23 protein-coding genes, 1 tRNA gene and 2 pseudogenes are annotated in these 23,369 nt (G+C 67.7%); 20 read left to right on the top strand and 6 right to left on the bottom strand.

The window, feature by feature from the left end; genetic code table 11:
- Positions 1-175: 175 nt before the first annotated feature.
- The 6 genes and pseudogenes from mnmA to NUV79_RS01120 all read left to right on the top strand — a co-directional run bounded on the left by mnmA (position 176) and on the right by NUV79_RS01120 (position 4,638).
- Positions 176-1,363: a tRNA 2-thiouridine(34) synthase MnmA gene (mnmA, locus tag NUV79_RS01145; protein ID WP_257731244.1), complete on the top strand. Its 1,188-nt coding sequence runs from the start codon at positions 176-178 to the stop codon at positions 1,361-1,363.
- A 36-nt stretch (positions 1,364-1,399) separates the two neighbouring features.
- Positions 1,400-2,044 carry a class I SAM-dependent methyltransferase gene (locus tag NUV79_RS01140; protein WP_257731243.1) on the top strand — a complete coding sequence of 215 codons (645 nt, stop codon included), beginning with the start codon at positions 1,400-1,402 and terminating at the stop codon, positions 2,042-2,044.
- Between the two features lie 79 nt (positions 2,045-2,123).
- Positions 2,124-2,200: transfer RNA gene (locus NUV79_RS01135), tRNA-Met, on the top strand.
- Between the two features lie 66 nt (positions 2,201-2,266).
- Positions 2,267-2,917, top strand: a complete 651-nt coding sequence (locus NUV79_RS01130; RefSeq protein ID WP_257731242.1) for a hypothetical protein — start codon at positions 2,267-2,269, stop codon at positions 2,915-2,917.
- A 314-nt stretch (positions 2,918-3,231) separates the two neighbouring features.
- Positions 3,232-3,474: pseudogene (locus NUV79_RS01125) on the top strand (SDR family oxidoreductase); the annotation flags it as partial.
- A 366-nt stretch (positions 3,475-3,840) separates the two neighbouring features.
- The gene (locus NUV79_RS01120) at positions 3,841-4,638 is read left to right on the top strand and encodes an SDR family NAD(P)-dependent oxidoreductase (protein WP_257731241.1); all 798 of its coding nucleotides are present in this window, start codon (positions 3,841-3,843) and stop codon (positions 4,636-4,638) included.
- A 134-nt stretch (positions 4,639-4,772) separates the two neighbouring features.
- Here NUV79_RS01120 and NUV79_RS01115 read toward each other — a convergent pair whose 3' ends face one another.
- Positions 4,773-6,116 (bottom strand): aminotransferase-like domain-containing protein, encoded by a 1,344-nt coding sequence (locus tag NUV79_RS01115; protein ID WP_257731240.1) that lies wholly within the window; start codon positions 6,114-6,116, stop codon positions 4,773-4,775.
- A 174-nt stretch (positions 6,117-6,290) separates the two neighbouring features.
- On the opposite strand from NUV79_RS01115, the gene NUV79_RS01110 reads away from it, so the two are divergent.
- Positions 6,291-6,527 carry a DUF1127 domain-containing protein gene (locus tag NUV79_RS01110; protein WP_257731239.1) on the top strand — a complete coding sequence of 79 codons (237 nt, stop codon included), beginning with the start codon at positions 6,291-6,293 and terminating at the stop codon, positions 6,525-6,527.
- A 40-nt stretch (positions 6,528-6,567) separates the two neighbouring features.
- Positions 6,568-7,323 carry a sulfite exporter TauE/SafE family protein gene (locus NUV79_RS01105; RefSeq protein ID WP_257731238.1) on the top strand — a complete coding sequence of 252 codons (756 nt, stop codon included), beginning with the start codon at positions 6,568-6,570 and terminating at the stop codon, positions 7,321-7,323.
- Between the two features lie 152 nt (positions 7,324-7,475).
- Here NUV79_RS01105 and NUV79_RS01100 read toward each other — a convergent pair whose 3' ends face one another.
- The 3 genes from NUV79_RS01100 to NUV79_RS01090 form a co-directional block, all read right to left on the bottom strand.
- Complete coding sequence (locus NUV79_RS01100; RefSeq protein WP_374678606.1) at positions 7,476-7,904, bottom strand: organic hydroperoxide resistance protein; 429 nt, start codon at positions 7,902-7,904, stop codon at positions 7,476-7,478.
- Between the two features lie 116 nt (positions 7,905-8,020).
- Positions 8,021-8,977 (bottom strand): LysR family transcriptional regulator, encoded by a 957-nt coding sequence (locus NUV79_RS01095; RefSeq protein ID WP_257731236.1) that lies wholly within the window; start codon positions 8,975-8,977, stop codon positions 8,021-8,023.
- 176 nt (positions 8,978-9,153) lie between these two features.
- Positions 9,154-9,609, bottom strand: coding sequence for a MarR family winged helix-turn-helix transcriptional regulator (locus NUV79_RS01090; protein ID WP_257731235.1), 456 nt, complete (start codon positions 9,607-9,609; stop codon positions 9,154-9,156).
- Positions 9,610-9,757: 148 nt separating this feature from the next.
- On the opposite strand from NUV79_RS01090, the gene NUV79_RS01085 reads away from it, so the two are divergent.
- The 3 genes from NUV79_RS01085 (at position 9,758) to NUV79_RS01075 (ending at position 12,938) form a co-directional block, all read left to right on the top strand.
- Entirely contained in the window at positions 9,758-10,168 is a 411-nt protein-coding gene (locus NUV79_RS01085) for an organic hydroperoxide resistance protein (protein WP_257731234.1), read from the top strand.
- Between the two features lie 115 nt (positions 10,169-10,283).
- Complete coding sequence (locus tag NUV79_RS01080; protein ID WP_257731233.1) at positions 10,284-12,011, top strand: redoxin domain-containing protein; 1,728 nt, start codon at positions 10,284-10,286, stop codon at positions 12,009-12,011.
- 132 nt (positions 12,012-12,143) lie between these two features.
- Positions 12,144-12,938, top strand: a complete 795-nt coding sequence (locus NUV79_RS01075; protein ID WP_257731232.1) for an IclR family transcriptional regulator — start codon at positions 12,144-12,146, stop codon at positions 12,936-12,938.
- Between the two features lie 15 nt (positions 12,939-12,953).
- Here the strand turns inward: NUV79_RS01075 and NUV79_RS01070 are convergent, their stop codons facing one another.
- On the bottom strand, positions 12,954-13,826 hold the full coding sequence (locus tag NUV79_RS01070; protein ID WP_257731231.1) for a beta-keto acid cleavage family enzyme: 873 nt from the start codon (positions 13,824-13,826) through the stop codon (positions 12,954-12,956).
- Between the two features lie 11 nt (positions 13,827-13,837).
- Positions 13,838-15,193: an aspartate aminotransferase family protein gene (locus NUV79_RS01065; RefSeq protein WP_257731527.1), complete on the bottom strand. Its 1,356-nt coding sequence runs from the start codon at positions 15,191-15,193 to the stop codon at positions 13,838-13,840.
- A 99-nt stretch (positions 15,194-15,292) separates the two neighbouring features.
- Between NUV79_RS01065 and NUV79_RS01060 the strand changes: the two genes are divergently transcribed.
- From NUV79_RS01060 to NUV79_RS01020, 9 genes and pseudogenes are all read left to right on the top strand, one after another.
- Positions 15,293-16,486, top strand: coding sequence for a CaiB/BaiF CoA transferase family protein (locus NUV79_RS01060; protein WP_257731230.1), 1,194 nt, complete (start codon positions 15,293-15,295; stop codon positions 16,484-16,486).
- The gene (locus NUV79_RS01055) at positions 16,483-17,406 is read left to right on the top strand and encodes an SMP-30/gluconolactonase/LRE family protein (protein WP_257731229.1); all 924 of its coding nucleotides are present in this window, start codon (positions 16,483-16,485) and stop codon (positions 17,404-17,406) included. The genes NUV79_RS01060 and NUV79_RS01055 overlap by 4 nt, the downstream gene beginning before the upstream one ends.
- Positions 17,403-18,314: a dihydrodipicolinate synthase family protein gene (locus tag NUV79_RS01050; RefSeq protein WP_257731228.1), complete on the top strand. Its 912-nt coding sequence runs from the start codon at positions 17,403-17,405 to the stop codon at positions 18,312-18,314. Before NUV79_RS01055 ends, NUV79_RS01050 begins: the two co-directional genes overlap by 4 nt.
- 1 nt (position 18,315) lies before the next feature.
- On the top strand, positions 18,316-18,600 hold the full coding sequence (locus NUV79_RS01045; protein ID WP_257731227.1) for a (2Fe-2S)-binding protein: 285 nt from the start codon (positions 18,316-18,318) through the stop codon (positions 18,598-18,600).
- Positions 18,516-19,868, top strand: a pseudogene (locus NUV79_RS01040) (FAD/NAD(P)-dependent oxidoreductase); the annotation flags it as partial. The gene NUV79_RS01045 and the pseudogene NUV79_RS01040, both read left to right, overlap by 85 nt.
- A 145-nt stretch (positions 19,869-20,013) precedes the next feature.
- Positions 20,014-21,120 (top strand): NAD(P)/FAD-dependent oxidoreductase, encoded by a 1,107-nt coding sequence (locus NUV79_RS01035; protein WP_257731226.1) that lies wholly within the window; start codon positions 20,014-20,016, stop codon positions 21,118-21,120.
- 20 nt (positions 21,121-21,140) lie between these two features.
- On the top strand, positions 21,141-21,917 hold the full coding sequence (locus tag NUV79_RS01030) for an SDR family NAD(P)-dependent oxidoreductase (protein ID WP_257731225.1): 777 nt from the start codon (positions 21,141-21,143) through the stop codon (positions 21,915-21,917).
- Positions 21,918-22,015: 98 nt separating this feature from the next.
- A complete protein-coding gene (pcaG, locus tag NUV79_RS01025; RefSeq protein WP_257731224.1) occupies positions 22,016-22,645 on the top strand; it encodes a protocatechuate 3,4-dioxygenase subunit alpha in 630 nt (209 codons plus the stop codon).
- Positions 22,646-22,657: 12 nt separating this feature from the next.
- Positions 22,658-23,329, top strand: coding sequence for a dioxygenase family protein (locus NUV79_RS01020; protein WP_257731223.1), 672 nt, complete (start codon positions 22,658-22,660; stop codon positions 23,327-23,329).
- The last annotated feature ends 40 nt before the right edge of the window (positions 23,330-23,369 follow it).

Below are 23,369 nucleotides of genomic sequence, written 5' to 3'. Positions count from 1 at the left end.
AAAGGCTTACAATCATCTGGCATCAGGAGCGGGCAATATGAGCCCGGTTCCATGAGCCCAGACCGGCAAGATTTGCCGATCCTGCTGGCGGCATCGGAGCAAAGCCGGTATAGAGCCGGCAGACGCGCCGACGCCGCCTTTCGAGCCCCCCGAGCCAGCCACGACACAGCCGAGAATGACCGCGCCCCTCCGTAATTCCCTCGACATCGCCAAGCCGCCCTCGGCAACGCGCGTCGTCGCGGCGATGTCCGGCGGCGTCGATTCCTCCGTGGTCGCGGCCCTGCTCAAGCGCGAGGGATACGATGTCATCGGCGTCACGCTCCAGCTCTATGACCATGGCGCGGCCGTCCATCGCGCGGGCGCCTGCTGCGCCGGGCAGGACATCCACGATGCCCGCCGCGTCGCCGAGACGATCGGCATCCCGCATTACGTGCTCGATTACGAAAGCCGCTTCCGCGACGCGGTGATCGAGCGCTTCGCCGAGAGCTATCTCGCCGGCGAGACGCCGATCCCTTGCGTCGAATGCAACCGGACCGTGAAGTTCCGCGACCTGCTCGATCTGGCCAGGGAGCTCGGCGCCGACGCGCTGGCGACCGGCCATTACGTGCTGAGCCGCGATCTCGGCAACGGCCATCGCGGCCTGTTCCGCGCCGCCGATGCCAGCCGCGACCAGAGCTATTTCCTCTATGCCACGACGCAGGAGCAGCTCGACCTGCTGCGCTTCCCGCTCGGCCATATCGACAAGACGCAAACCCGCGCTCTCGCGGCCGAGCTCGGCCTCGCCATCGCCGACAAGCCCGACAGCCAGGATATCTGCTTCGTGCCGAACGGGCGCTATGCCGATGTCATCGAGCGGCTGAAGCCCGGCGCTTCCCGTCCCGGCGACATCGTTCATCTCGACGGCCGCATCCTCGGTCATCACGACGGCGTGCTCCACTACACCGTCGGCCAGCGCAAGGGCCTCGGCATCAGCGCGAGCGAACCGCTCTACGTGCTCCGGCTCGATGCCGACGCCGCTCGCGTCATCGTCGGTCCACGCGAGGCGCTGAGCGTGCGCGAGGTTCGCCTGCGCGACCTCAACTGGCTGGGCGAGACGTCGCTCGACGCCCTGCCGCTGGCAGGGCTCGATGTCGCCGTGCGCGTGCGCTCGACCCGCGCCCCGCGCGAGGCCCGGCTCTTCCGCGACGCGGACGGCCTGCGTATCGAGCTCGCCAGCGACGAGGAAGGCGTGTCGCCGGGCCAGGCCTGCGTAATCTATGCCGATGCCGGCCCCGGCTCCCGCGTCCTTGGCGGTGGCACCATCCTGCGGCGCCCCCTCGCCTTGCCTGCCGCGCCCTCGCCGGCCGCCCTCGCCCTGTCCTGACCGCTCAGGCCCGCTCTTCCGCTCGGATTCCCCATCATGCCGGTGACTTACGATCTCGACGGCCAGAAGCGCGTCTACGCGACCTGGGCCAAGTTCTACGACCGGATCTATCAGAAGATGCTGGCGCGCCCGCAGCGCGAGGCGGTGGAAGCGGCCTGCGCCTGCGGCCCCGACATCCTCGAGATCGGCGTCGGCACCGGTCTCACCCTGCCCTATTTCACGCCGAGTTCGCGTGTTCTGGGCGCCGATCTCTCGCTCGACATGCTCAGGGTCGCCCATCGCAAGGTGGTGAACCAAAGGCTCGACCATGTCCGCGGCCTGATGGTGATGGATGCCTGCCGGCTCGGCTTCGGCGACGAGCGCTTCGACGCCGTCACCGCGCAATTCGTGATCACGCTCGTTCCCGATCCCGAACAGGCCCTGGCCGAGATGGACCGCGTCCTGAAGCCGGGCGGCGAGATCATCATCTCCAGCCGCCTCGTCGATGATGGCGGCGTGCTGGCGCCGTTCTGGAGCGCGGTCGCGCCGCTGTCGAAGGCTGTCGGCTGGAGCTCCGACTTCAAGGTCAGCCGCCTGACCGACTGGGCGAAGGCGACGGGCCGCTACGAGACGGTCCATGTCGGGCGCGGCTATTTCAAGGTCGTCCGGCTGCGCAAGCTCGCCTCTGTTGACAAGAGCTGAGCACGAGGCTTGACGAGGCCGGGTCGTGGCGCCTATATCGCGCCTCGACGACGAGCCGGCTTGCCGGCTTCGGCCCTGTGGCGGGGTAGCTCAGCTGGTTAGAGCAGCGGAATCATAATCCGCGTGTCGGGGGTTCAAGTCCCTCTCCCGCTACCACTTCTCCCTTATATGGAATTCCGCTGAAAGCCTGGGCATCTGCCGGGCTTTTCGCGTTTTTGGACCTTGGATTGGACCTTTGCTCCCTTCCGAGAAGCCCCGTTTGCCTCAACCGCAGTTTCCCGCCCGTCACGATCCTGGCCGCGGCTGCAGGATGTCCTCGACGAGCCGGACACCGTCGGCGGCGGGGAGAAGACCGCACTCTGGAAGCGGATCGACGGCATCGCCTGGCGCGTCATCCTGAAGGCCAGCACCGAGGGCGAGATCTTCGTCAACAGCGTGCATCGGGGCTGTGATGCGGTTCTGGAGAGGCTTATGCGCGAAGGGGGGCTAGCGGTCGGGAGGTTGGCACTCCTCCTCGGCACGGGGCCGGTTATCCGTGGCTCGACCGCAAGGCAAATATACGTCAATCTTCGACGCGAGCCAACAAGTGGAGAACGCGAGCCCGTGAAACACTCGTTATTGGTCGCTGGGCTCCTGTCCTTGAGCGCTAGCTCCGTCTTCGCTCAGGGCGATCGGTATCAGATGGTTCCGCTGCCCAGTAGTGGGAACGTCGCGAGCATGGTGCTGATCTTGGACACTCAAGAGGGCCATATGTGGCGTTGGGTCGATATCACCACCACGCCGTCCAGCAAGGGCGGCTTCACCGTTCGATACGTCGGCAAGATTGCCCCTGGCTCGAAAACCGGCGATATCGTTATACAACAGCCGCAGTGAGCAATCTCGACTGAACAGCTGATGGCCCCGGACGCGCGTCCGGGGCCTTTTCGTTTTGGGCCGCCGCCATGGTCCAAGCATCTCGCCCTCTGCAACTAGCTGCCCGCCGGCCTCGACGGCGTCGCGTTCGCCGTCGAGGCCGGCGGGGCAGGACGGCGCCCGCACCGCTCCCGGATGGGTCCAGCTGATGCCGCGCGGCCAGGTCACCGCCCGCGATGGCCAGGTCTTCATCTCCGAGCCCGAGATGGCAATGATCACGGGCACGAAGCCGGCGCGCGGCTGGATCGTCGAGCTCGCGGCGCGTCCGGCGGGCTTGTTCGGCCGGCTCGACTGGCTTGACGACGCGGTCCGGACAGGTCCTTCTGCCGATCCTGGCCAATCCAGCTTCGATCGTGCTGAACACCTCGGTCAATGCCCATATCGGCATGCCGAATTCGAGCGTTTACGCCGCCTCGAAAGCCGCCCTGCAATCCTTCATCCGGACCCTGTCGGGAGAACTGATCGGCCGCGGCATTCGCCTCAACGCCGTCGGCCCGGCAAGCTCAGGCCTCCCAGTAAGGCGGGCTGCTTAAGGCCTCGCGGAGGCAATCGGCAAAGGCGCGCAGCTTGGCCGAGAGGCGCCGGTGTTGACGCGCAAGCCAGAGCGCCCGCGCACGCTGGTCATGCCTTGCGGGCCGCGGAAGCGTCAGTCGCCGACGCCCCGCCCATGCCACGCACCGACCAGCCCCGACAGGCCGCCGGGGGCATTGTTGCGCCGTTCGGCCGATGCGAGCCCGGGCTCGCGACGGCACATTCCCAGAGGTCGTTTTTGAGAGGCAGGCTTTCAGTCTCGCCGGCTGCCGCATGTAATCCGGCGCGCCTAGTTTCCTCCGCATCACGAAGCGCCCGACGGCGTCGCCGTCGGATCGATGAGGAAAACGAACATGTCAGAACTATTGGGAACCGCCGTCATCACCGGCGCATCGAGCGGCATCGGCGCGGTCTATGCCGACCGCCTGGCGCAGCGGGGCTATGATCTCGTCCTGGTGGCGCGCAGCGCGGACAAGCTGGCCGAGGTCGCCGGCCGGATCAGCGCGAAGACCGGCCGCAAGGTCGATGTCCTGCCCGCCGATCTCGGCGATGCGGCCGACCTCGCCCGCGTCGAAGCCTTCCTGCGGGAGACCCCGGATATCACCCTGCTCGTCAACAATGCCGGGCTCGGCGGCGCGCTGAAGCTGGTCGACTCCGACATCGACCAGATGACCTCGCTGATCACGCTCAACGTCACGGCACTGACCCGCCTGACCTATGCGATCGTGCCGCAGTTCATCGCCCGCGGCGCCGGGACCATCGTCAACATCGCCTCGATCGTCGCGATCAACCCGGAAGCACTGAACGGCGTCTACGGTGGCAGCAAGGCCTTTGTCCTCGCCTTCAGCCAGAACCTGTGGCACGAGCTTGCCGACACCGGCGTCACCGTGCAGGTCGTGCTGCCGGGCGCCACAGCCACGGATTTCTGGGCGATTGCCGGCGTCCCGGTCGAGCATCTCCCTAGCGAGATCGTGATGCGCAGCGAGGACTTGGTCGACGCCGCGCTCGTCGCGCTCGACCGGGGCGAGTTCGTCACCATCCCCCCTCTTCAGGACGGCACGCTCTTCGACACTTACGAAGCCGCCCGGCAGGCGATGATCGGCAAGCTCTCGACCGCTACACCCGCCCCTCGCTACCGCAAGGCGGCCTGACCGGCTCAGTTGGACAAGGGCACAGGAGCACGCGGTGGCCGGTTCCCGCTCGGGGACCTGTGATGGTCTCGATCGACCTCGACGAGGCGGCGTTCTCCTGAGGCAAGCCTGTATCGGTGGCGCTGGCGCCCGCCTCACTCGGTCGAATCGAAATCGTCCTCCCTGGCATGCAGCAAGGCGGCGAGGGTGTGCAGGCCGAGGTCGAGCTGCTCCATGCTCGGCGTCGCCAGCGCCAGCCTGACGGCGTTCGGCGCATGGCCCGGCGTCACCGCGAAGGTGCTCGACGGCGTCAGCGCGATGTCGCGCCGCGCCGCGGCCGCGACGAAGCTCTGCGAGCGCCAATGCCCCGGCAGCGTCAGCCAGAGATGATAGCAATTCGGGTTGGCCTGGATCTCGAAACCGGCTAGGCGCTCCGCGGCGAGCGCCTGGCGCGCACGGGCATCGAGGCGCTTGAGCTTGGCGAGCTCGGCGATGGTGCCGTCGCTCATCATCCGTTGCGCCGCCGCGAAGGCGAAACCCGTCGCCGTCCAGCCGCCCGACCTCACCGAAGCCTTGACGGTCTCGCGCAGGCGCAGCGGTGTGACGACGAAGCCCAGCGTCAGGCCCGGCGCGACCTTCTTTGAGAGACTGTCGATAACCAGACAGCTCTCCGGCGCGAGCGCCGCCGAGGGCGGTTCGTCTTCGAGGAAGCCGTAGACATTGTCCTCGATGACTGGCAGGCCGAGCGCCTCGACGACTCGGAGCAAATCGGCCCGACGTGCTCGGGGCATCGTCATGCCCAGCGGGTTCTGCACCGCCGGCTGGACATAGAGCGCCGAGAGATGGGCCTCGCGATGCGCCCTCTCGACCGCGTCCGGCCGCATGCCATGCTCGTCCATCGCCAGCGGCACCAGCGTGACCCCGAGCCGGGCCGCGATCCCCTTGATGAACGGATAGGTCAGAGCCTCGACACCGCAGCGGCCGCCGGCCGGCACCAGGGCGGCGAGCGCCGCGGCGACGGACTGGCGGCCATTGCCGGTGAAGACCAGTTGCTCCGGCGCAGGCGACCAGCCCCCCTGTGACAGAAACGCGGCGCCGATGCTGCGGATCGCCGGGGTGCCGACGCTGGTCGCCTGTCGCAAGGCGGCATCGAGGGCCGCGCTCTCGTCCAGACCGGCGAGGCTCCTGGCGATCAACGCGGCCTGCCTGGGCAGGATCGGGTAGTTGAACTCGAGATCGATCCTTGTGCCGGTCGGCTCGCCGGGCGCCGCGACACCGCGCCTGCCCTCCCCCGAGACGAAGGTGCCCCGGCCGACCTCGCCGACAACGAGGCCGCGGCGCAGCAGCTCGGCATAGACCCGGCTCGCGGTCGAGACCGCGATCTTGCGCTCATAGGCGAAATTGCGCTGCGGCGGCAGACGCTCGCCCGGCTTCAGTCTGCCCTCGGCGATATCAGCCGAGATCACATCGGCCAGCTTGAGATAATCGGATTTCGACATTTATTGCACCGAGTACAATGTTTTTATTGCTCCGATCAATGTACCGGATCATTTTGTTCGCATCAACCCAGCCGCACCGGAAATCGCGAGGGTTACGACGGCTGGCGACGACCTCGCCAACGTGATGGGGGCTTGTTGCCGATGTCAGCCCGGTGCAACCCAACGGAGGCCAATATGTCCGCAGTTCTGCCGATCATCACCCGCCCCGTCAGCACAAAGCGCTCCGAGGCATTGCTCCGCCTACCGGGCGCGCTGTACCAGGCGGCCTCACGCTACTTCGTCAACCGCGCCGCCATTGCCGACCTGTACGAGTTCGACGAGCATGCGTTGCACGACATCGGGATCGCCAGAAGCCAGATCGAGGCGGCCGTGCACGGCCTCGTACCACGGCCCGACCGCAAGCCGATGTGATGCGAGGGCGCGAGCAGCCATCGCTTTGGGGCGCATCGTCATGGACCTGACGCTAGCAATCGTCTTGGTCGCCTTTGCCGGCGTCTTCCTGATCAGCTTCATGAGAGGTGCATTCGGCGGCGGCTTCGCCATCGTCGGCATCCCGCTCCTGTCGACCGTGATGGATCCGGTCACGGCCGGCGGTATGCTCGCGCCGCTGTTCGTCGCGATGGACCTCTACGCCCTGCGCTATTGGAAGGCCTCGACCTGGTCGAAGCCCGATCTCGTCCTGCTGGTCCCGGCGCTCGTGATCGGCATCGGCTGCGGCTACCTGCTGTTCCGCCTCCTCGACCATCGCGCCATCGCCATCGTCATGGCTGCGATCACGCTGGTCTTCGTCAGCCTCTGGTTCCTGCGCGGCGGAGAGGTCACGGTGCAGCCTCGCTCGACGCCGAAGGCGCTCGCGGCGGGCTTCACCTCCGGCATCACCACCATGGTGGCGCATTCGGGCGGCCCGCCGCTGGCGATGTATCTGCTGCCTCTCGGCCTCAGCAAGGAGATCTACGCCGGCACGACCAGCCTGTTCTTCACCGTCGGCAACGCCACCAAGCTGGTGCCCTGGCTGATGCTGGTCCAGCCCGAGGCCAAGGTCTGGGCGCTGATGGCGATCTGCCTCCTCGCCATCCCCGCCGGAATCTGGCTGGGATGGCGGTTGCACGGCGCGCTGGACCAGCGCCAGGTCTATCGCGCCTGCTACGGCCTGCTGGTCGTCACCGCGCTGAAGCTGCTCTGGGACGGCGTTTCGGGATATCTGTGACCGCGAGCCGGATCGGCTCGCGGTCACAGCAGGCTTCGCATGGTGCAGCGACCGAGCGCTCAGGCAACGCGAAGCCGACGCCGTGAAGCCTTCCGCCCCCAGAGATGACGGAGGCTTAAGGTTATGAGGCGCTCCGGGAGCCCTGGCCTGTCCTACGCTGCGACGGCGAGCGCGACGCGGGCCTCGATCCCGTTGCGGGTCATCTTCGAATAGGGGCAGGTCGCATGCGCACGATCGACCAGCCGCTGCGCGACATCCTCGGCGATGCCGGGAATGCTGACGTTCAGACGGGCCCTCAGGAAGTAGCCATCCACCTCGTCGAGCCCCAGATCGACCTCGGCATCGACGGCGGTTTTGGGCCGCAGCCTGACGCCCTGTTCACGAGCGGCATGGGCCAGGGCGCCCTCGAAGCAGGCGGACCAGCCGGCAGCGAAGAGCTGCTCGGGATTGGTGCCGGGGCGGTTCGAGCCAGGGATCGACAGCTTGACGTCGAGCTGGCCGTCCGAGCTCTTCGCCCAGCCTTCGCGGCCGCCGACAGTATGAACATTCGCAGTGAAAAGGGTCTTTGCGGGCATGGTCAAATCTCCTGCTGGAGTCTTCGGGATGCCCGATAGTTAGGAAAACCCTCGAACCGCCATCAGCCGGCAAAGGCGATAGCCAGCCTCTCATGCCACGATAGAAGAGGCTCGGCTGGATCTCACGCCGAGCCGGCCTCCAGCGGCTTGGCGCCCTGCGAATCTCCCGCAGGCACGGGAGCGACGAGTTCCTTCAAGGCCCGCCGCAACCGTGGCACCATCCAGTCGATGAACACCCGCACCTTGAGCGGGAGAAGGCCCTGACGCGCATAGATCAGGTGCACCGGAAACGACGGGCTCTCATAGGCATCGAAAAGGGAGATCAGCGCGCCCGATTGCAGCGCCCTGGCAACTTGATAGCGGGGAGCCCGGATGATCCCGGCCCCGCGCAAGGCGGCGGTCAAGGCAGCGGTGGCGGTGTTCGCGCGGATCCGGACATCCGGCTGCGCTTCCAGCCTGCGGCCTTCCCGATGGTAGACCCAGCCCGGCTGGGTGATCTGTCCGAAAACCACGCCGTCATGGCCGGCGAGATCCTCCGGCCGCGCCGGATACCCCTTGCGCGCCAGATAGTCCGGACTGGCACAGGTCACGAAGCCGAACTCGCCGATCTTGACCGCATGCAGCGAACTGTCGGCGAGCGCACCCAACCGGATGCCGACATCGACATGCTCGTCGATCAGGCTAACGGTCCGGTCGAGGCAGAGCACGTTCAGCCTGATCTCGGGATGCTCGCACAGGAAATCATAGGCGAGCGGCAGGATGTGATCATGGCCGAACGAGATCGGCATGGTGACCGTCAGGACGCCCCGCGGCTCTTCGTATTCACCCGAAGCCCGCAGCTCGGCGTCATCGAGCTGTGCCATGATCTGGCAGGCGGCATCGACATAATCGCGGCCCGCATCGGTAAGCTGGATATTGCGGCTCGTTCGCACGAGAAGGCGGGTACCGAGATAGCGCTCGAGCTCCGCGACCTTCCGGCTGACGCTCGGCAGCGGCGCATTCAGCTTGCGGCTTCCAGCCGACAGGCTGCCGGCATCGACCACCGCCAGCAGAACCTGCATTGCATCGAAGCGGTCCATGGCCCGCACTCCTTAGGCTGGCGACGACCGCGCGGCCCCGCGATCACGATCCGATGTGATTCCGTGTCGCCATGCCAGGACCGCGAAGAGAACCTGCCTCGCGAAGCGTCCCGGGCATCCAGCGCAACGCGCGGATGTCCGCATAGCGCAAAGGCCGGCGATCTGAGCCGCGACGATCACGCCTGCGCGTGCTTGATCAGATTGTTACGGAGCTTGACGATCGATTTCTGCGTCTTCGCGAACTCGTCCGCCTCCATGCCTGTCGCCTTGACCAGACTCCGCTGTGCTCCCCGCTCGCGCAGGCGCCGCCCCTCCTCCGTCAGGCTGACGATCACCTGCCGCTCGTCGCCGGGATCGCGCTGGCGGCGCAGGTAGCCGAGTTCCTCGAGCTTCTTGAGGAGCGGTGTCAGCGTGTTCGATTCGAGGAACAGCTTCTCGCCGAGGCTCTTCACCGTCTGATTGTCATCCTCCCACAGTGCCACGATCGCGATCCACTGAGTGTAGGTGACGCCCAGCTCCTCGAGGATCGGCTTGTAGGCCCGGCCAAAGGCGAGATTGGCCGAATAAACCGCGAAACACATGAAATCGCCGAGATTCCGGGTTGCAAGGTCCGGCGGCTTCGATTGCGTCATGAATGTCTCCCATATCCAGGCCAGGCTGCATGCCAACCATATAAATCGCATCCGATTAAATCGGAAGGGATTGACAAGAGGCGGCGCATTCCCAGATAAAGCGTATCCGATTAAAGCGGATACGATACAAATAGGAAAAGGCAGCTTCATGAGCACCAAGGTTCTCTATACCGGCCGAACCCACACCACCGGCGGGCGCGACGGCGCCGCTCGCAGCGCCGACGGCCGCCTCGACGTCACGCTCTCCCCGCCCGGCTCGTCCGGCGCCGGCACCAATCCGGAGCAGCTCTTCGCGGCAGGTTGGTCGGCCTGCTTCATCGGCGCGCTCGGCCATGCCGCCGGCGCGCGCAAGCTCCGGCTGCCCGCGGACACCGCCGTCGATGCCGAGGTCGATCTCGCCAACACCGACGGTGCCTATTTCCTGCAGGCGCGGCTCAATGTCAGCCTGCCCGGGATCGAGCGCGAGGTCGCCGAGGCTCTGGTCGAGGCGGCGCACCAGACCTGCCCCTACTCGAAGGCGACCCGCGGCAACATCGACGTGGTGACCACCATCGCCTGACGCTCCAGCCGATGGCCGCTTCCCTGCCGGGGAACAGCCATCGGGTCATGGATGGCCGGCTCGAGCACCCCGAGCCTGTCACCGACGACGCCACCGCCCGAACGGGAGCGCCCCGATGTCGCTTTTCATCCTGTCCTATCTCGCGGGCGTTCTGACGATCGCGTCGCCCTGCATCCTTCCCGTCCTGCCCTTCATCCTGGCGCGTGCCGATCGGCCCTTCCGCCGGAGCGGCCTGCCGATGCTGCTGGGACTCGCCATCGCCTTCGCGGCGGTGGCGAGCCTTGCCGCATTCGCCGGCGGCTGGGCCGTGGCCGCGAACCAGTTCGGCCGTGCCGCTGCTCTGGTCCTGCTCGCCATCTTCGGCCTCGGCCTGGTGCTGCCGGCGCTGTCTGCCCGGCTCGCAGCGCCATTCGTCGCGGCGGGATCGCGGCTGGCCCTCTGGGCTCGGGACGGACGCTCAGGCCTGATCTCCTCAGTCGCACTCGGCGTAGCCACCGGGCTGCTCTGGACGCCCTGCGCCGGTCCGGTGCTGGGTCTCATCCTCTCGGGTGCCGCCTTGAGCGGCCCCGCCCCCCAGACCGGCGCGCTTCTGCTCGCTTACGGCATCGGCGCCGCCACCTCGCTGGCAGCCGCGCTCATGGCCGGGCGGCTGGCGCTCATGCGCCTGCGCTCGTCGCTGCCTTGGGTCGAACGGGCGCGCCGGCTCGCCGGTATCGCCGCGATCGGCAGCGTCACTGTGCTGGGCCTCGGCCTCGATACCAGCCTGCTCCAGCGCCTTTCCACCGAACAGACCAACAAGCTGGAGAACACGCTGGTGAAGCTGGTTTCGGATCCCGCGAGCCTCTGGCCTAACTCTGCGGTGGCTGCGAGCCCCGACACGATCGCCGCCCCCCTCGCCTCGCTGCTTGGCCGAACGGGCTGGGTCAACTCGGCCCCGCTTCGCGCCGAGTATCTTCGCGGCAAGGTCGTCCTCCTCAATGTCTGGACCTATTCCTGCATCAACTGCCTGCGCGCGCTGCCGCATGTGAAGAGCTGGGCGGCCAAATACGAAGCGCAAGGCCTCGTCGTCATCGGCGTCCACGCCCCGGAATTCGCCTTCGAGAAGGTCCAGGACAATGTCGCCCGAGCCAGCGCCGCGCTCGGCATTCGCTACCCGGTCGTGCTCGACAATGATTTCCGCATCTGGCGCGCCTTCCGCAACAGCGGCTGGCCGGGTCTGCATATCCTCAGTGCCGATGGCCGCATCCGCCATCAGGCAACCGGCGAAGGCCGTTACGAGCAGACAGAGCGGGTGATCCAGCGCCTGCTGGCCGAAGCGAACGCCACCGGCATCGCCAGTCCCAGCCAGCCCGTCGAAGGCCAGGGCACGCAGAAGGAGGCCGACCGGAGAAATCTGCGCTCCCCCGAGACCTATCTCGGCCATGACAAGGCCGAGCGTTTCGCCTCCCCCGGCCCGCTCACCCGCGACCAGCCGCGCGAATACCGGCATCCGGCCACCCTGCCCGCGAATTTCTGGAGCCTGTCGGGCAACTGGACGGTCGGCCCCGAATTCGCTGCGCTGAATGCCGCCGGTGGGGGACTGCGCTACCGTGTCCATGCCCGTGACCTGCATCTCGTGCTGGTCCCCGGCACGCCCGACCGGCCCGTCCGGTTCCGCGTCAGGATCGACGGCGCAGCACCAGGAGCAAGCCACGGCTCCGATACCGACGAGCAGGGCTTCGGCACCGTTCGCGACGGCCGGCTCTACCAGCTGGTGCGCCAGGCAGGACCTGTCGGCGACCGAATCGTCGAGATCGAGTTCCTCGACCCGGGCGTACGTGCCTACGCCTTCACCTTCGGCTGACCGGACCGGTCGCGGCGCGGTACGCAGGATGCGCCCGACCGTGCCCGCGCATCCTGCTGCCATCCGCGCAGGTGACCCCGACGACCAAGTGTTTTACATGCAAATCGACCGAGGACAGCGAGTCGGGATGCCATGCAAGACGCAGCGGATGCGGAAACGCAGCACAAGAACCACGCGGTGTATTTCGTGCCGGGCCTGCATCGCGGCCTGCGCGCGCTGGAAATCGTCGCCGGCGCCGGCCGCCCGCTGGGCATTTCCGAGATCGCGGCCGAGCTCGGACTAACGCGTTCCTCGGTCTTCCGGCTGGTCTACACGCTGCGGCATATGGGCTTCCTGGAAGAGGAGCAGTCCAAGCAGTTCACGCTGGGGCCGCGCGTGCTCAATATCGGCTTCGCCTTCCTCGCCTCGAAGGACATCATCGAGATCGCGCGGCCCGAGCTGGAGGCGCTGCGCGACGAGACCCAGGTCTCCGCGCATCTGGCGATCCGGGACGAGCGCGACGTGCTCTATCTGAGCTGCGTCCAGACCCGCTCGGGCTTCCTCAGCAACATGAATGTCGGTTCGCGGGTACCGGCCTATGCCTCGCCGATGGGCTGGCTGCTGCTCTCCGGCCTGCCGCAACCAGAACTCGCGGATCTCTTCCGCAACGCGGTGTTCGAGCCGCTGACGAACCAGACCCCGACCTCGCTTCAGCAACTGACCGAGGCCGTCTCGGCGGCGCGCACGCGTGGGCACGTCGTCAGCCGGGGCATCATGGAGGCGGCGGGCAGCTCGATCTCGGCACCGGTCGTCAACCGTCGCGGCGAGGTCGTCGCGGCCATCGACATCTCCGGTCCCGATTCCGCGTTCGATCTCGACGCGATCGAGGGGCGCTATCTGGCAGCGGTACGCGCGGCGGCCGCGCGCATCTCCGTCCGGCTCGGCTAGCGTAACCCCGGCAGTCTAGAGCCCGAGGATCGCGCGCGCCTCGGCCGCCGTCGCGAGCGAGCCGCCGAGATTCTCGACGATCGTTCCGGCCTTCTCGACCAGCTCGGCATTGTCGCGGGCGAGCACGCCCTTGCGGATATAGACGTTGTCCTCCAGCCCGACCCGGACATGGCCGCCGAGCAGGAAGGCCTGCGCCAGCAGCGGGAACTCATGGCGGCCGATGCCGAAGGCCGCCCAGATGCAACCCGGCGGCAATTGCGAGACGAAGTAGAACAGCGTCTGCGGATTGGGGATCGCGCCGTAGCGAACGCCGAGCACGATCTGGATCAGCAGCGGGTTGCGCAGCGTGCCGTCCTCCTGCAACGCCTTTGCCAGTTGCAGGTCGCCGCCGTCGAATATCTCCAGCTCCGGCAGCACACCGGACGCATAGATGCGCCGGGCCATTTCGGTGACGTTGCCCGGCGTGTTGATCACGACGGCGCTGCCCGAGAACATCGTGTTCAGATCGAGCGTGCAGATCTCCGGCTTCAGCGCCTCGACATGGGCGACACGGCGCTCCGGCGTGGTCAATGTCGTGCCGGGAGCGGCGACGGCCGGGTTGTCGAGACTCGGGATATAGCGCCCGCCCTCCCCGGTCGAGAGGTTGAGGATCACGTCGGAGCCGGACTGGCGGATGCGGTCGACGATCTCCCGGAAGAGAGCGAGGTCCATGCTGCCCTTGGTCGTCGCGGGATCGCGGGCATGGATATGGACGACAGCCGCGCCCGCCTTGCCGGCCTCGATGGCGGCAGTGGCGATCTCGGCCGGCGTCACCGGCAGTCCGGGATGCTGGTCGCGGGTCGTCAGGTTGCCGGTGACGGCGCAGGTGAGGATGGTCTTGCGGGACAAGGCGGGGCTCCTCAGGCAGCGGGGTCGGTCGTGGAAAGGGTCGTGGCGAGCGCGCGCCCAAGCTTGCCGACGATCTCGTCGACATGGCCGGCATCGATGATGAAGGGCGGCGCCAGCAGGACATGGTCGCCATCGGCGCCATCGGCCGTGCCGCTCGACGGGTAGCAGATCAGCCCGAGCTCCTGCGCCTCCTGCTTGATCCGGGCAGCCAGGTTCCGCTTCGCCGCGAAGGGCCGCTTGCTGTCGCGATCGGCGACCAGCTCGATCGACTGGAACAGGCCCCGCCCGCGGATATCGCCGACATGCGGATGCTGGCCGAAGGCCTCATGGAGCCGGCACGATAAGAGCGCACCCATCCGCTGGACATTGTCGAGCAGGCCTTCCTGCTCGATCGTCTCGATCACGGCGATCGAGGCGGCGCAGGCGACGGCATGGCTCATATAGGTATGGCCATTTGCGAGCAGACCGGAGCCGTCTTCGATCGCTTTGGCGACGCGCTCGCTCGCCAGCATCGCGGCGATCGGCTGGTAGCCGGCGCCGAGCCCCTTGGCGATGGTGATGATGTCCGGCCGCACGGCTTCCTGTTCGCAGGCGAAGAAGGCGCCGGCGCGGCCCATGCCGCACATCACCTCGTCGGCGATGAAGAGCACGCCATGACGGTCGCAGATCTCGCGGATACGGGCGAAATAGCCGGGGACGGCGGTGACGGTACCAAGCGTCGCTCCGACGATCGGCTCGGCGACGAAGGCAGCGACGGTCCCGGGGCCGAGGCGGCGGATCTCGGCATCGAGTTCGTCCGCGGCGCGCAGGCCGTAAGCCTCCAGCGTCTCGTCGTCACGCCGGTTGCGATAGGCATGGCAGGGCGCGATCTGCGAGGTCTCGATCAGTATCGGCTGATACAGCTTGCGCCGGCCGGGATGGCCGCCAACCGCGAGCGCACCCAGCGTATTGCCGTGATAGCTCATCCGCCGCGAGATGAAGCGGCTGCGCTGCGGCTGGCCGATCTCGACGAAATACTGCCGGGCGAGCTTCATCGCCGCTTCCATCGCCTCCGAGCCGCTGCCGAGAAAGGCGACGCGCCCTTGCCCGAACCCCGGCGGAGCACGGTCGATCAGCATCTGCGCCAGGGTCTCGCTCGGCCCGTTCGTGAAGAAGGAGGTGTGGGCATATTCGAGCTGGCCGAGCTGGGCCGCGATCCACTCCATGACACGCGGATGGGCATGGCCGAGGCAGGAGACGGCAGCGCCGCCGCTGGCGTCGAGATAGCGCTTGCCGTTGGCGTCGATCAGATGGACGCCCTCGCCTTTCACCGCGAGCGGCGGCGTGCTGCGAAGGTTGCGGTGGAGCACGGCGGACCGCTTCGGCATGCTGTTCGACGGTGGCACGACGCTCTCCGCTGTTGTCACAATCATGTTGATATACAAAACATAGTTCCATATAACAAACAATAACGGAGTGGCCGCCCCTTGAGCCTGCCAGCGCAACGCCCCTTTCACGGTATCCGGGTGCTCGACCTGACCCATGTCCTGGCGGGCCCGTTCTGCGCCTATCAGCTCGCCCTGCTCGGCGCCGACGTGATCAAGATCGAGCCGCCCGGCATGCCCGACACGGCGCGCGGGCGCGGGCCGGACGATGCGCTCAACGCGGCGGGGCTCGGCATCAATTATCTCGTTCAGGGCGCGAACAAGCGCTCGCTGGCGCTCGACCTCGCGACAGGGGAAGGACGAGCCATCCTGCTCGACCTCGTCGCCGATGCGGATGTGCTGGTCGAGAACTACCGAACCGGCGCGCTGGCGGCACTGGGGCTCGGGCCGGAGACCCTGCAGGCGCGCAATCCCCGGCTCATCTGCTGCTCGATCACCGGCTTCGCCCGCGGCCATGAGCGCGAAGCCGTGAACGCCTATGACAATGTCATCCAGGCCGCCTCCGGCGTCATGGCGCGGACCACCGGGCGCGCGGGCGAGCCGGTGAAATCCGGCGCCTCCTTCATCGACTACGCGACCGGCTATGCCGCTGCATTCGCAATCTCCGCCGCATTGTTTCAGCGGCAGGCGAGCGGGGTCGGACAGGTGATCGACTGCTCGATGTTCGAGACCGCGCTGACCCTGATGGCACCCGAAGCCGCCGCCGCGCTCTATGAAGGCCCGAGCCAGCCGCGCCCGAAGGAGGCCGGGCTCGGCACCTACGAAACGGCGGACGGGCTCCTGATGCTCGGCGCCTTCAACACCCGGCAGAACAAGCGGTTGTGGGAAGCGCTCGGAAGTCCCGACTTCGCCGCTCTCGATAGCTGGCCGGAACTCTGGGCGTCCGCGCAGACGATGCGCGAGGCGCTCGTCCCGATCATGCGCACGCGCACCGCTGCCGAATGGGAAATCTATCTCCACCGCATCGGCATTCCGGCCGAGCGTGTCCGGACCCTCGAGGAAGCCGTGTGCCTGCCGCATCTCGACAAGCGCGGCTTCTTCCACGCCTTGCAACCGGGCGAGGCAGGCGCTGCTCCGGTCTCGGTGCCGCTGGCGCCCTTCTCCTATGCCACAGCCGGCCCGGCGATCGACCGCGCCCCGCCACGGCTGGGCGAGCACAGTGACGAAATCCTCGGCAATCTCGGCCGCTCGCCGGCCGAGATCGTTGCGCTGAGGGAACGAGGCATCGTCGCATGATCGGCCCCTTTCCCCGTCACGATGCCGAGCTGTTTACGCGCCTGCCCGAGGCGCTGCACTGGACGGGCGAGCCGACCGACTGGGTCCGCACCACGCGGCCCGGCCAGCGCCTGCATTCCTTTCTTGAGGGCCCGTGCTTCGATGCCGACGGCCATCTCTGGCTGGCGGACGTGCCCTATGGCCGGCTGTTCCGGATCGCGCCGGACGGAAGCTGGCAGCTCGCCTTCGAATATGACGGCGAGCCGCACAGCCTGCGCCCGCGCGGCGACGGCACCTGGCTCATCGTCGACTACCGTCACGGATTGCTCGTCTGCGATCCCACGACGCAGACCGTCACGACACTCTGCGGGCGGGTGAATACCGAGCCCTTCCGGGGCCTGAGCGACCTTACGGTCGCGCCCAATGGCGATGTCTGGTTCACCGATTCCGGCCGTTCCAGCCTCTCGGATCCGAGCGGCCGGGTCTATCGATTGCGACAAGGCGAGACGCAGCCGGACCTGATCCTGGCGAACGTGCCCTATCCCAACGGCATCGCGCTCTCTCCAGACGGCAAGCTCGTTTATCTCGCGGCCACCCGTGCCAATGCGGTCTGGCGCTTCATGGCCGAGGCGCCCGATCCGGCCTGGCCGATGGTCGGCACCTTCCTCCAGCTCTCCGGCGGCCTCGGTCCGGATGGGCTGGCCGTCGATGCTTCCGGCCGGATCGCGATCGCGCAGGCACAGGCCGGGCGGCTCTATCTTGTCGATGCGCTCGGCGATCCCGTCGCCGTGGTCCACACGCCGGGTGGACTCTGGACGACGGCCTGCGCCTTCTCACCCGACCAATCGACGCTGTTCATCGTCGAGGCCCAGACCGGCGCCATCTTCCGCATGCCCATGGCCCGGCTCCTCGCCACCTCCCCTTCAGGACGACCCGCATGACGCTGCTGACGAAGGACACGCTCAAGGGCTTCGTGCCGGCCGTGGTCACGCCCTTCGACGAGCGTGGCGAGATCATAGAGGACGCCTTCGCCCATCTGGTCGAGCACCTGATCGGTATCGGCGCGCAGGGCATCTGCGTGGCCGGCGACAATGGCGAGAGCTGGGCGCTCGATCGCGACGAACGCGCACGGCTCACCCGCATCGCCGTCGATCGCAGCGCCGGGCGGGTGCCGGTGATGATGGGCTGCACCGCGCCGGGCTCGAAGCAGACGATTCAATATGCGCAAGCCGCGCGCGATGCCGGCGCCGCCGGCATCCTCGTGATGCCACAGACCTATGTGATGAAGGCGACGCGCGAGGAATTGCTGCGCCGCTTCGACCTGCTGGGAAAGGCGGTCGACATGCCGATCGTGCTCTACAACTCGCCGCGCCGCGCCGTGATCGAGCTTTCGATCGATGATGTCGCGGCGATCGCGGGCGTCGCCCCTGTCGTCGGCATCAAGGAATCCAACCGCGATATCGGTCATCTGACGCGATTGCTGCGCCGGATGGGCGACCGGATCGCGGTGATGGTCGGCCCGGCTTATTACATCCTCGCCGGCAGCGCGCTCGGCGCCTCCGGCTTCATCGCGACCGGTCCCGAGCTGCTCGGCAAGACGGCCGGGCAACTGATGGAGATCGGCCGCAAGGCGCCGGATGCCGCCTATGTCGACGCCCACCACAAGCTCACCATCGTCTACGAGACGCTGATGTCGCTGGGCACCTGGCCCTCCTCCTTCAAGGCGGCGCTGAACCTTCAGGGCCTGCCGGCCGGCGTGCCGCGCGATCCGTTGCTGCCGCTCGCCGGGCCGGCGCTCGACAAGCTGCGGGCGACGCTCGACGAGCTCGGCCTTTTGCCCGGTCATTGAGATGGAGGGTGATCTGCGCATCGACGCTGCTGGCGCCTGGAAGCGAAAGGTCGGCTTCAGCTTCGACGGCGAGGCGCTGACGGCCTCCGAGGGCGAGACGCTGGCCGCCGCGCTCCATGCGCAGGGGCGGCGCACATTGCGGATCCATCGCGACGACGGCGGCCCGCGCGGCGCCTTCTGCTTCATGGGTGTTTGCCAGGAATGCGTCGTGCTGATCGACGGCCGGCAGACGGAAGCCTGCCGCACCCTCGTCCGCGAGGGCCTCGTGGTCGAGAGGTTGCGATGAGCCCCCCGCTCGATCTCATCGTGCTGGGCGCAGGCCCGGCCGGAGCCACGGCGGCGATCAAGGCGCGCGCGCTCGGCCTGTCGGTCGCGGTCATCGATGAGGCGCCGGAAGCGGGCGGGCAGGTCTATCGCGCGCCCTCCGCCGGGCTGGCGAGAGCCCCGGCCGATCCCGAGCTGAAGAAAGGCGATGACCTTCGCGCCAAGCTCACGGCCAGTGGTGCCGCCCTTCACATGAACCAGCGCGTCTGGTCGCTGACGGCGGGTTTTTCCGTCACTGCGGTCGGCCCCGACGGCCCCCTGACGCTGGAAGCGCCCAACCTGATCGTGGCGGCCGGCGCGGTCGAGCGGCATATCCCGGTGTCCGGCTGGACATTGCCGGGCGTCATCGGGCTCGCCGGCGCCACGATCCTCCTCAAATCGCATGGCGTCCTGCCGGGACGGAGGGTGGTGGTCGCAGGTTCGGGGCCATTGCTCCTGCTCGTCGCCAGCAAGATCGTCGCGGCCGGCGGAGAAGTCGCGGCGATCGTCGATGCCGCGCCCCGCGCAGGCTGGTTTGCCCGGCTTGGGAGCATGGCGGCGCGGCCTGACCTTATGGCCAAAGGCGCGGGCTGGCTGCTGCAACTCCTGAAAGCGCGGGTTCCGATCCATTCCGGCGCTGCCATCCGCGCGATCCATGGCACGGATGGCGTCACATCGGTCGAGATCGGTCGTATCGATGGAGATTGGCAGCCGGTTGGCGATCCGTTTCAGACGATCGAGGCCGACGCGGCTTGTATCGGCTTCGGCCTCTTGCCGTCGACAGAGGTCACGCGGCTGCTCGGCGCCCGGCACCGCTATGAACCAACGCTCGGCGGCTGGGTGCCCGAGGTCGATGCTGCGCTGGAAACCTCCGTCCCCGGCTTGTTCATCGCCGGTGACGGCGGCGGCGTCCGCGGTGCCGATGCGGCTCCGCTCTCGGGCGAACTCGCCGCCATCGGCGTTGCGCGCCGGCTCGGGCGTGGTCGCGATCTGGAGCGGCAAGCTGCGGCAACGACGACGCGCTGGCGCCGGTCGGCCCGGTTCGGCGCGGCCATGTCGGCGCTCGCCATGCCGCCGCCCGGCGCCGCCGCTCTGATCGACGCGAAAACGACCGTCTGCCGTTGCGAAGGCCTGACCCGCGCGACACTGGACACCGCTATCACGGCCGGCGCGAGGACACTCGCCGACCTCAAGGCGATGACGCGTTGCGGCATGGGGCCTTGCGGCGGCCGCGTCTGCGGCGAGGCAGCGGCAATGCTGATCTGCGCCGCGACAGGCTTGAGCCGCGAGACGATCGGCCGCCCAGCGCCCGACCTCCCCTGCGCCCGGTCCCGCTCGCCGCGATCACCGGCGCTTTCAACTACGACGACCTCCCGATCCCCGCCCCGGTCCCGCTATGAGCGACATCTACGATCTCGCCGTGATCGGCGGCGGCATCATGGGCAGCGCCGCCGCCTGCCGTGCCGCCGCAGGTGGGATGCGGGTGATCGTCATCGAGCAGCAGACGATCGGGAGCGGAGCCTCCGGCGTCAATGCCGGGACGCTCTCGCTGCAGATCAAGCGGGTCAAGCTGATGCCCTACGCCGTCAAGGGGCACGAACTCTGGGAGCATGCCGGCGCGCATGTCGGCTTCCACAAGACCGGCGGCATCACGCTTGCCTTCAACCAGCGCGAAGCGGACCTGCTGCATGAGCGCATGGCGCTGAAGCGGGAAGCAGGCGCACCGATCGAGCTGATTTCGCCAGCCCGCGTCGCGGAACTCGAACCCAACCTGTCGCGTAAGGTCGTCGCGGCGAGCTGGTCCGCCGAGGACGGCTACGCCAATGCCAGCCTGACAGGCGCCTACTATCGCGCACGGATGGAGACGGCCGGCGTCGCGATCCGCGAACACACGCCCGTCACGGCCATCGACAGCAATGGCGGCAGCTTCGAACTCGCCACCTCGGCAGGCCCGATCCGCGCCACCCGCCTGCTCCTAGCCTGCGGCGCCTGGCTGAAGAGCGCCGCCGCGATGATCGGGCTCGACCTGCCGGTGCGGGCGCGGGTCAACACGGTGTCCGTCACCGAGCGAGGGCCGCCATTGGTTGGCACCGTGATCGGCCACGCCACGGGTCTCCTCACGCTTAAACAGAAGCCGAACGGCAGCGTGCTGATCGGTGGCGGCTGGCAAGGCACCGGCTCGCCGGAACAGGGCCGTGGCTGCGTCGATCCCGAGACGCTGCTGCCGAATCTCAGGCTTGCGATGTTCGCCGTTCCGGGTCTCGACCGCTTCCGCGTGGTGCGCTCCTGGACCGGCTTCGAGGCCAATGTCCCGGATTTCTACCCGCTCGCCGGTGCCGCACCCGGCATCGAGAACGCCTTCCTGCTCGGCTGCGTGCGCGGGGGCTACACCATCGGCCCCTATATCGGCGCGCTGATGGGCGACCTCATCCTCGGCCGGGAACCGGAGCTGCCGCTCTTCGACCCCGGCCGTTTCGCAAACCCAGCCGCCGCCGCGGCCTGATCGCACAGGTGACTGCACCCATGGCCAAGGATTTCAATCGTCTCGACGGGCGTGTCGCGATCGTCACCGGCGGCGGCACCGGCATTGGCAAGGCGATCGCCGAGGCCTTCGCCCAGGCCGGCGCCCATGTCGTCGTCTCCGGCCGCACCCGCGAGACGATCGAGCCCGTCGCGCAGGCGATCGGCGGCACGGCGGTTCTCTGCGATGTCGCGAAGCTCGACGAGGTCGAGGCGCTGTTCACGCAGGCGCTGGCGATCAGCGGCAAGGTCGATGTGCTCGTCAACAATGCCGGCCAGAGCGGCCCGATCGGCAATATCGCCGATGTCGATCTCGATGCCTGGCGGACTTGCGTCGAGATCAACCTGTTCGGCACGGTGAACTGCCTGCGCGTCGCCAGCCGGATCATGAGCAGGCAGGGCTCGGGTTCGATCGTCAACATGTCGTCGCTGATGGGCCTCAAGGGTTATCCGATGCGCAGTGCCTACTGCGCCACGAAGTTCGCGGTCATCGGCCTCACCGAGACGGTGGCACGCGAGGTCGGGCCGGCCGGCGTCCGCGTCAACGCGCTCTGCCCCGGTGCCGTCTCGGGCGAACTGATGGACCGCGTCGTCGCCCGGCGTGCCGCCGCCGAGGGGCGCGACCCGGCCGAGATCATCAAGCAGAACTACACCGATGTCGCCGCGTTGCGACGCTGGGTGACGCCCGAGGAGGTCGCGGCCGCCGCGCTGTTCCTCGCCTCCGATGCCTCCTCCTCGCTCACGGGCGAGCGCATCAGGACCGATGCCGGGCGCTTCTGACAGCGTACCGGCGCGTTTGATTAAAACAAAGTTTTGTATATAAACAAAACGAAATAGGGGAGCGGAACGATGGGCAAATGGTTCGGCGAGGCCGCGCGATGAGCGATGCATCCGGCACCACCAATCGGCTGGCTCCTCTCGCCGAGGATACGGTCGGCCCCTACTATCCCTATTCCTTCATAGACGGTGACCGCAGCGACCTGACACGGCTCCACCACGGGCTGAGCGTCGGCCCTCAAGGCCGGCAGATCATCCTGCGCGGGCACCTGCTGGATAGCGACGGACAGCCGGTCGAAGATGCGCTGGTTGAATTCTGGCAGGCCAATGCCGCCGGCATCCTGCGCACGCCCGACAGTGACGGCCATCCCCTGCTCGATCCGTTCTTCGACGGCTTCGGCCGGCTGATCACGACGCTGCAGCCCTTCGACTTCAAGACGGTCAAGCCCGGCCCGATCCGGACGGATGATGGCACCGCGGCGCGGGCGCCCCATATCACGCTGACGATCTTCTCGGACGGCATCACCCGGCTCGTGACGCAAGTCTTCTTCGACGACGAGGCCGAGACCAACGAGGCCGACCCGCTGCTGGCGAGCCTGCCCGCCGCGCTGCGCAAGCGGCTGGTGGCCAGGCGGATCGTCACGCCATCCGATGGCCCAGCGCTCTACGAGATCGCGATCGTGCTGCGCGGCGAAGGCGAGACGCCCTTCTTCGACGATCTTTCGAGCTGAGCGGAGAAGCCCATGACCCTGAATCGCGGACGCCTCATGTTGCCCGGCCCAACCGATGGGGCCGCCGAGCGGCGCGTGCCGATCGAACGCCTGCACCTGATCCCGGAGGCCGCACGGCAGAGCTTCGTGCCCTGGCTTTCCGATCTGCCGGGGCTCAAGCTCGGTGAGAACGACCTGACCCGCATCGCACCGGGGCGGCCACAGGCCGAGGGCGAAGTCATGGAGATTTCCGGCCGCGTGGTCGACGAGTTCGGCCGGCCGGTGCGCCACACGCTGGTCGAGATCTGGAACGCCAACAAATGGGGGCGCTACACCCATGTGAAGGACCCGGTGCGCGAACGCCTCGACCCGAATTTTCTCGGCTTCGGCCGGACGATGACCGACGAGGCCGGGCGCTACCGCTTCCGCACGATCCGGCCCGGCTCCTATCTGGCGCGGCCCGACATCGACCGCTGGCGGCCGGCCCATGTCCATGTCTCGATCCGCGGTGGCTCGGCCCGATTGATCGCCCAGATGTATTTCGAGGGTGACCCGCATCTCGCCCGCGACCCGATGTTCATCCTGCTCGGCGAGGCGCAGGCCCGGCACTTCGGCCAGCCTGTCGGCCAAGGTCCAGGCGGCGAAGCACTCTACAATTGGGACATCGTGATCGGCGGACGCAACACCGCCTATTTCGAGACGTGACAGGTCAGGATCAGCACCTCGGCGCAGGTCCGCCCGAGGC

The organism is Allobosea sp. 47.2.35 (assembly GCF_024655635.1).
Classification (GTDB): domain Bacteria; phylum Pseudomonadota; class Alphaproteobacteria; order Rhizobiales; family Beijerinckiaceae; genus Allobosea.
Note: the sequence above shows the minus strand (reverse complement) of the source record. Positions and strands in the feature narration are given on the sequence as shown.

Bases quoted from the DNA above. Each gene is read 5' to 3' on its own strand.
- NUV79_RS01110 (WP_257731239.1), top strand. From the start codon at position 6,291: ATGTCCGCAGTTCTGCCGATCATCACCCGCCCCGTCAGCACAAAGCGC.
- NUV79_RS01065 (WP_257731527.1), bottom strand. From the start codon at position 15,193: ATGCCGAAGCGGTCCGCCGTGCTCCACCGCAACCTTCGCAGCACGCCG.
- NUV79_RS01140 (WP_257731243.1), top strand. From the start codon at position 1,400: ATGCCGGTGACTTACGATCTCGACGGCCAGAAGCGCGTCTACGCGACC.
- pcaG (WP_257731224.1), top strand. From the start codon at position 22,016: ATGAGCGATGCATCCGGCACCACCAATCGGCTGGCTCCTCTCGCCGAG.
- NUV79_RS01055 (WP_257731229.1), top strand. From the start codon at position 16,483: ATGATCGGCCCCTTTCCCCGTCACGATGCCGAGCTGTTTACGCGCCTG.
- NUV79_RS01045 (WP_257731227.1), top strand. From the start codon at position 18,316: ATGGAGGGTGATCTGCGCATCGACGCTGCTGGCGCCTGGAAGCGAAAG.
- NUV79_RS01115 (WP_257731240.1), bottom strand. From the start codon at position 6,116: ATGTCGAAATCCGATTATCTCAAGCTGGCCGATGTGATCTCGGCTGAT.
- NUV79_RS01120 (WP_257731241.1), top strand. From the start codon at position 3,841: ATGTCAGAACTATTGGGAACCGCCGTCATCACCGGCGCATCGAGCGGC.
- NUV79_RS01075 (WP_257731232.1), top strand. From the start codon at position 12,144: ATGCAAGACGCAGCGGATGCGGAAACGCAGCACAAGAACCACGCGGTG.
- NUV79_RS01020 (WP_257731223.1), top strand. From the start codon at position 22,658: ATGACCCTGAATCGCGGACGCCTCATGTTGCCCGGCCCAACCGATGGG.
- NUV79_RS01095 (WP_257731236.1), bottom strand. From the start codon at position 8,977: ATGGACCGCTTCGATGCAATGCAGGTTCTGCTGGCGGTGGTCGATGCC.
- NUV79_RS01030 (WP_257731225.1), top strand. From the start codon at position 21,141: ATGGCCAAGGATTTCAATCGTCTCGACGGGCGTGTCGCGATCGTCACC.
- mnmA (WP_257731244.1), top strand. From the start codon at position 176: ATGACCGCGCCCCTCCGTAATTCCCTCGACATCGCCAAGCCGCCCTCG.
- NUV79_RS01105 (WP_257731238.1), top strand. From the start codon at position 6,568: ATGGACCTGACGCTAGCAATCGTCTTGGTCGCCTTTGCCGGCGTCTTC.
- NUV79_RS01080 (WP_257731233.1), top strand. From the start codon at position 10,284: ATGTCGCTTTTCATCCTGTCCTATCTCGCGGGCGTTCTGACGATCGCG.
- NUV79_RS01035 (WP_257731226.1), top strand. From the start codon at position 20,014: ATGAGCGACATCTACGATCTCGCCGTGATCGGCGGCGGCATCATGGGC.
- NUV79_RS01090 (WP_257731235.1), bottom strand. From the start codon at position 9,609: ATGACGCAATCGAAGCCGCCGGACCTTGCAACCCGGAATCTCGGCGAT.
- NUV79_RS01050 (WP_257731228.1), top strand. From the start codon at position 17,403: ATGACGCTGCTGACGAAGGACACGCTCAAGGGCTTCGTGCCGGCCGTG.
- NUV79_RS01085 (WP_257731234.1), top strand. From the start codon at position 9,758: ATGAGCACCAAGGTTCTCTATACCGGCCGAACCCACACCACCGGCGGG.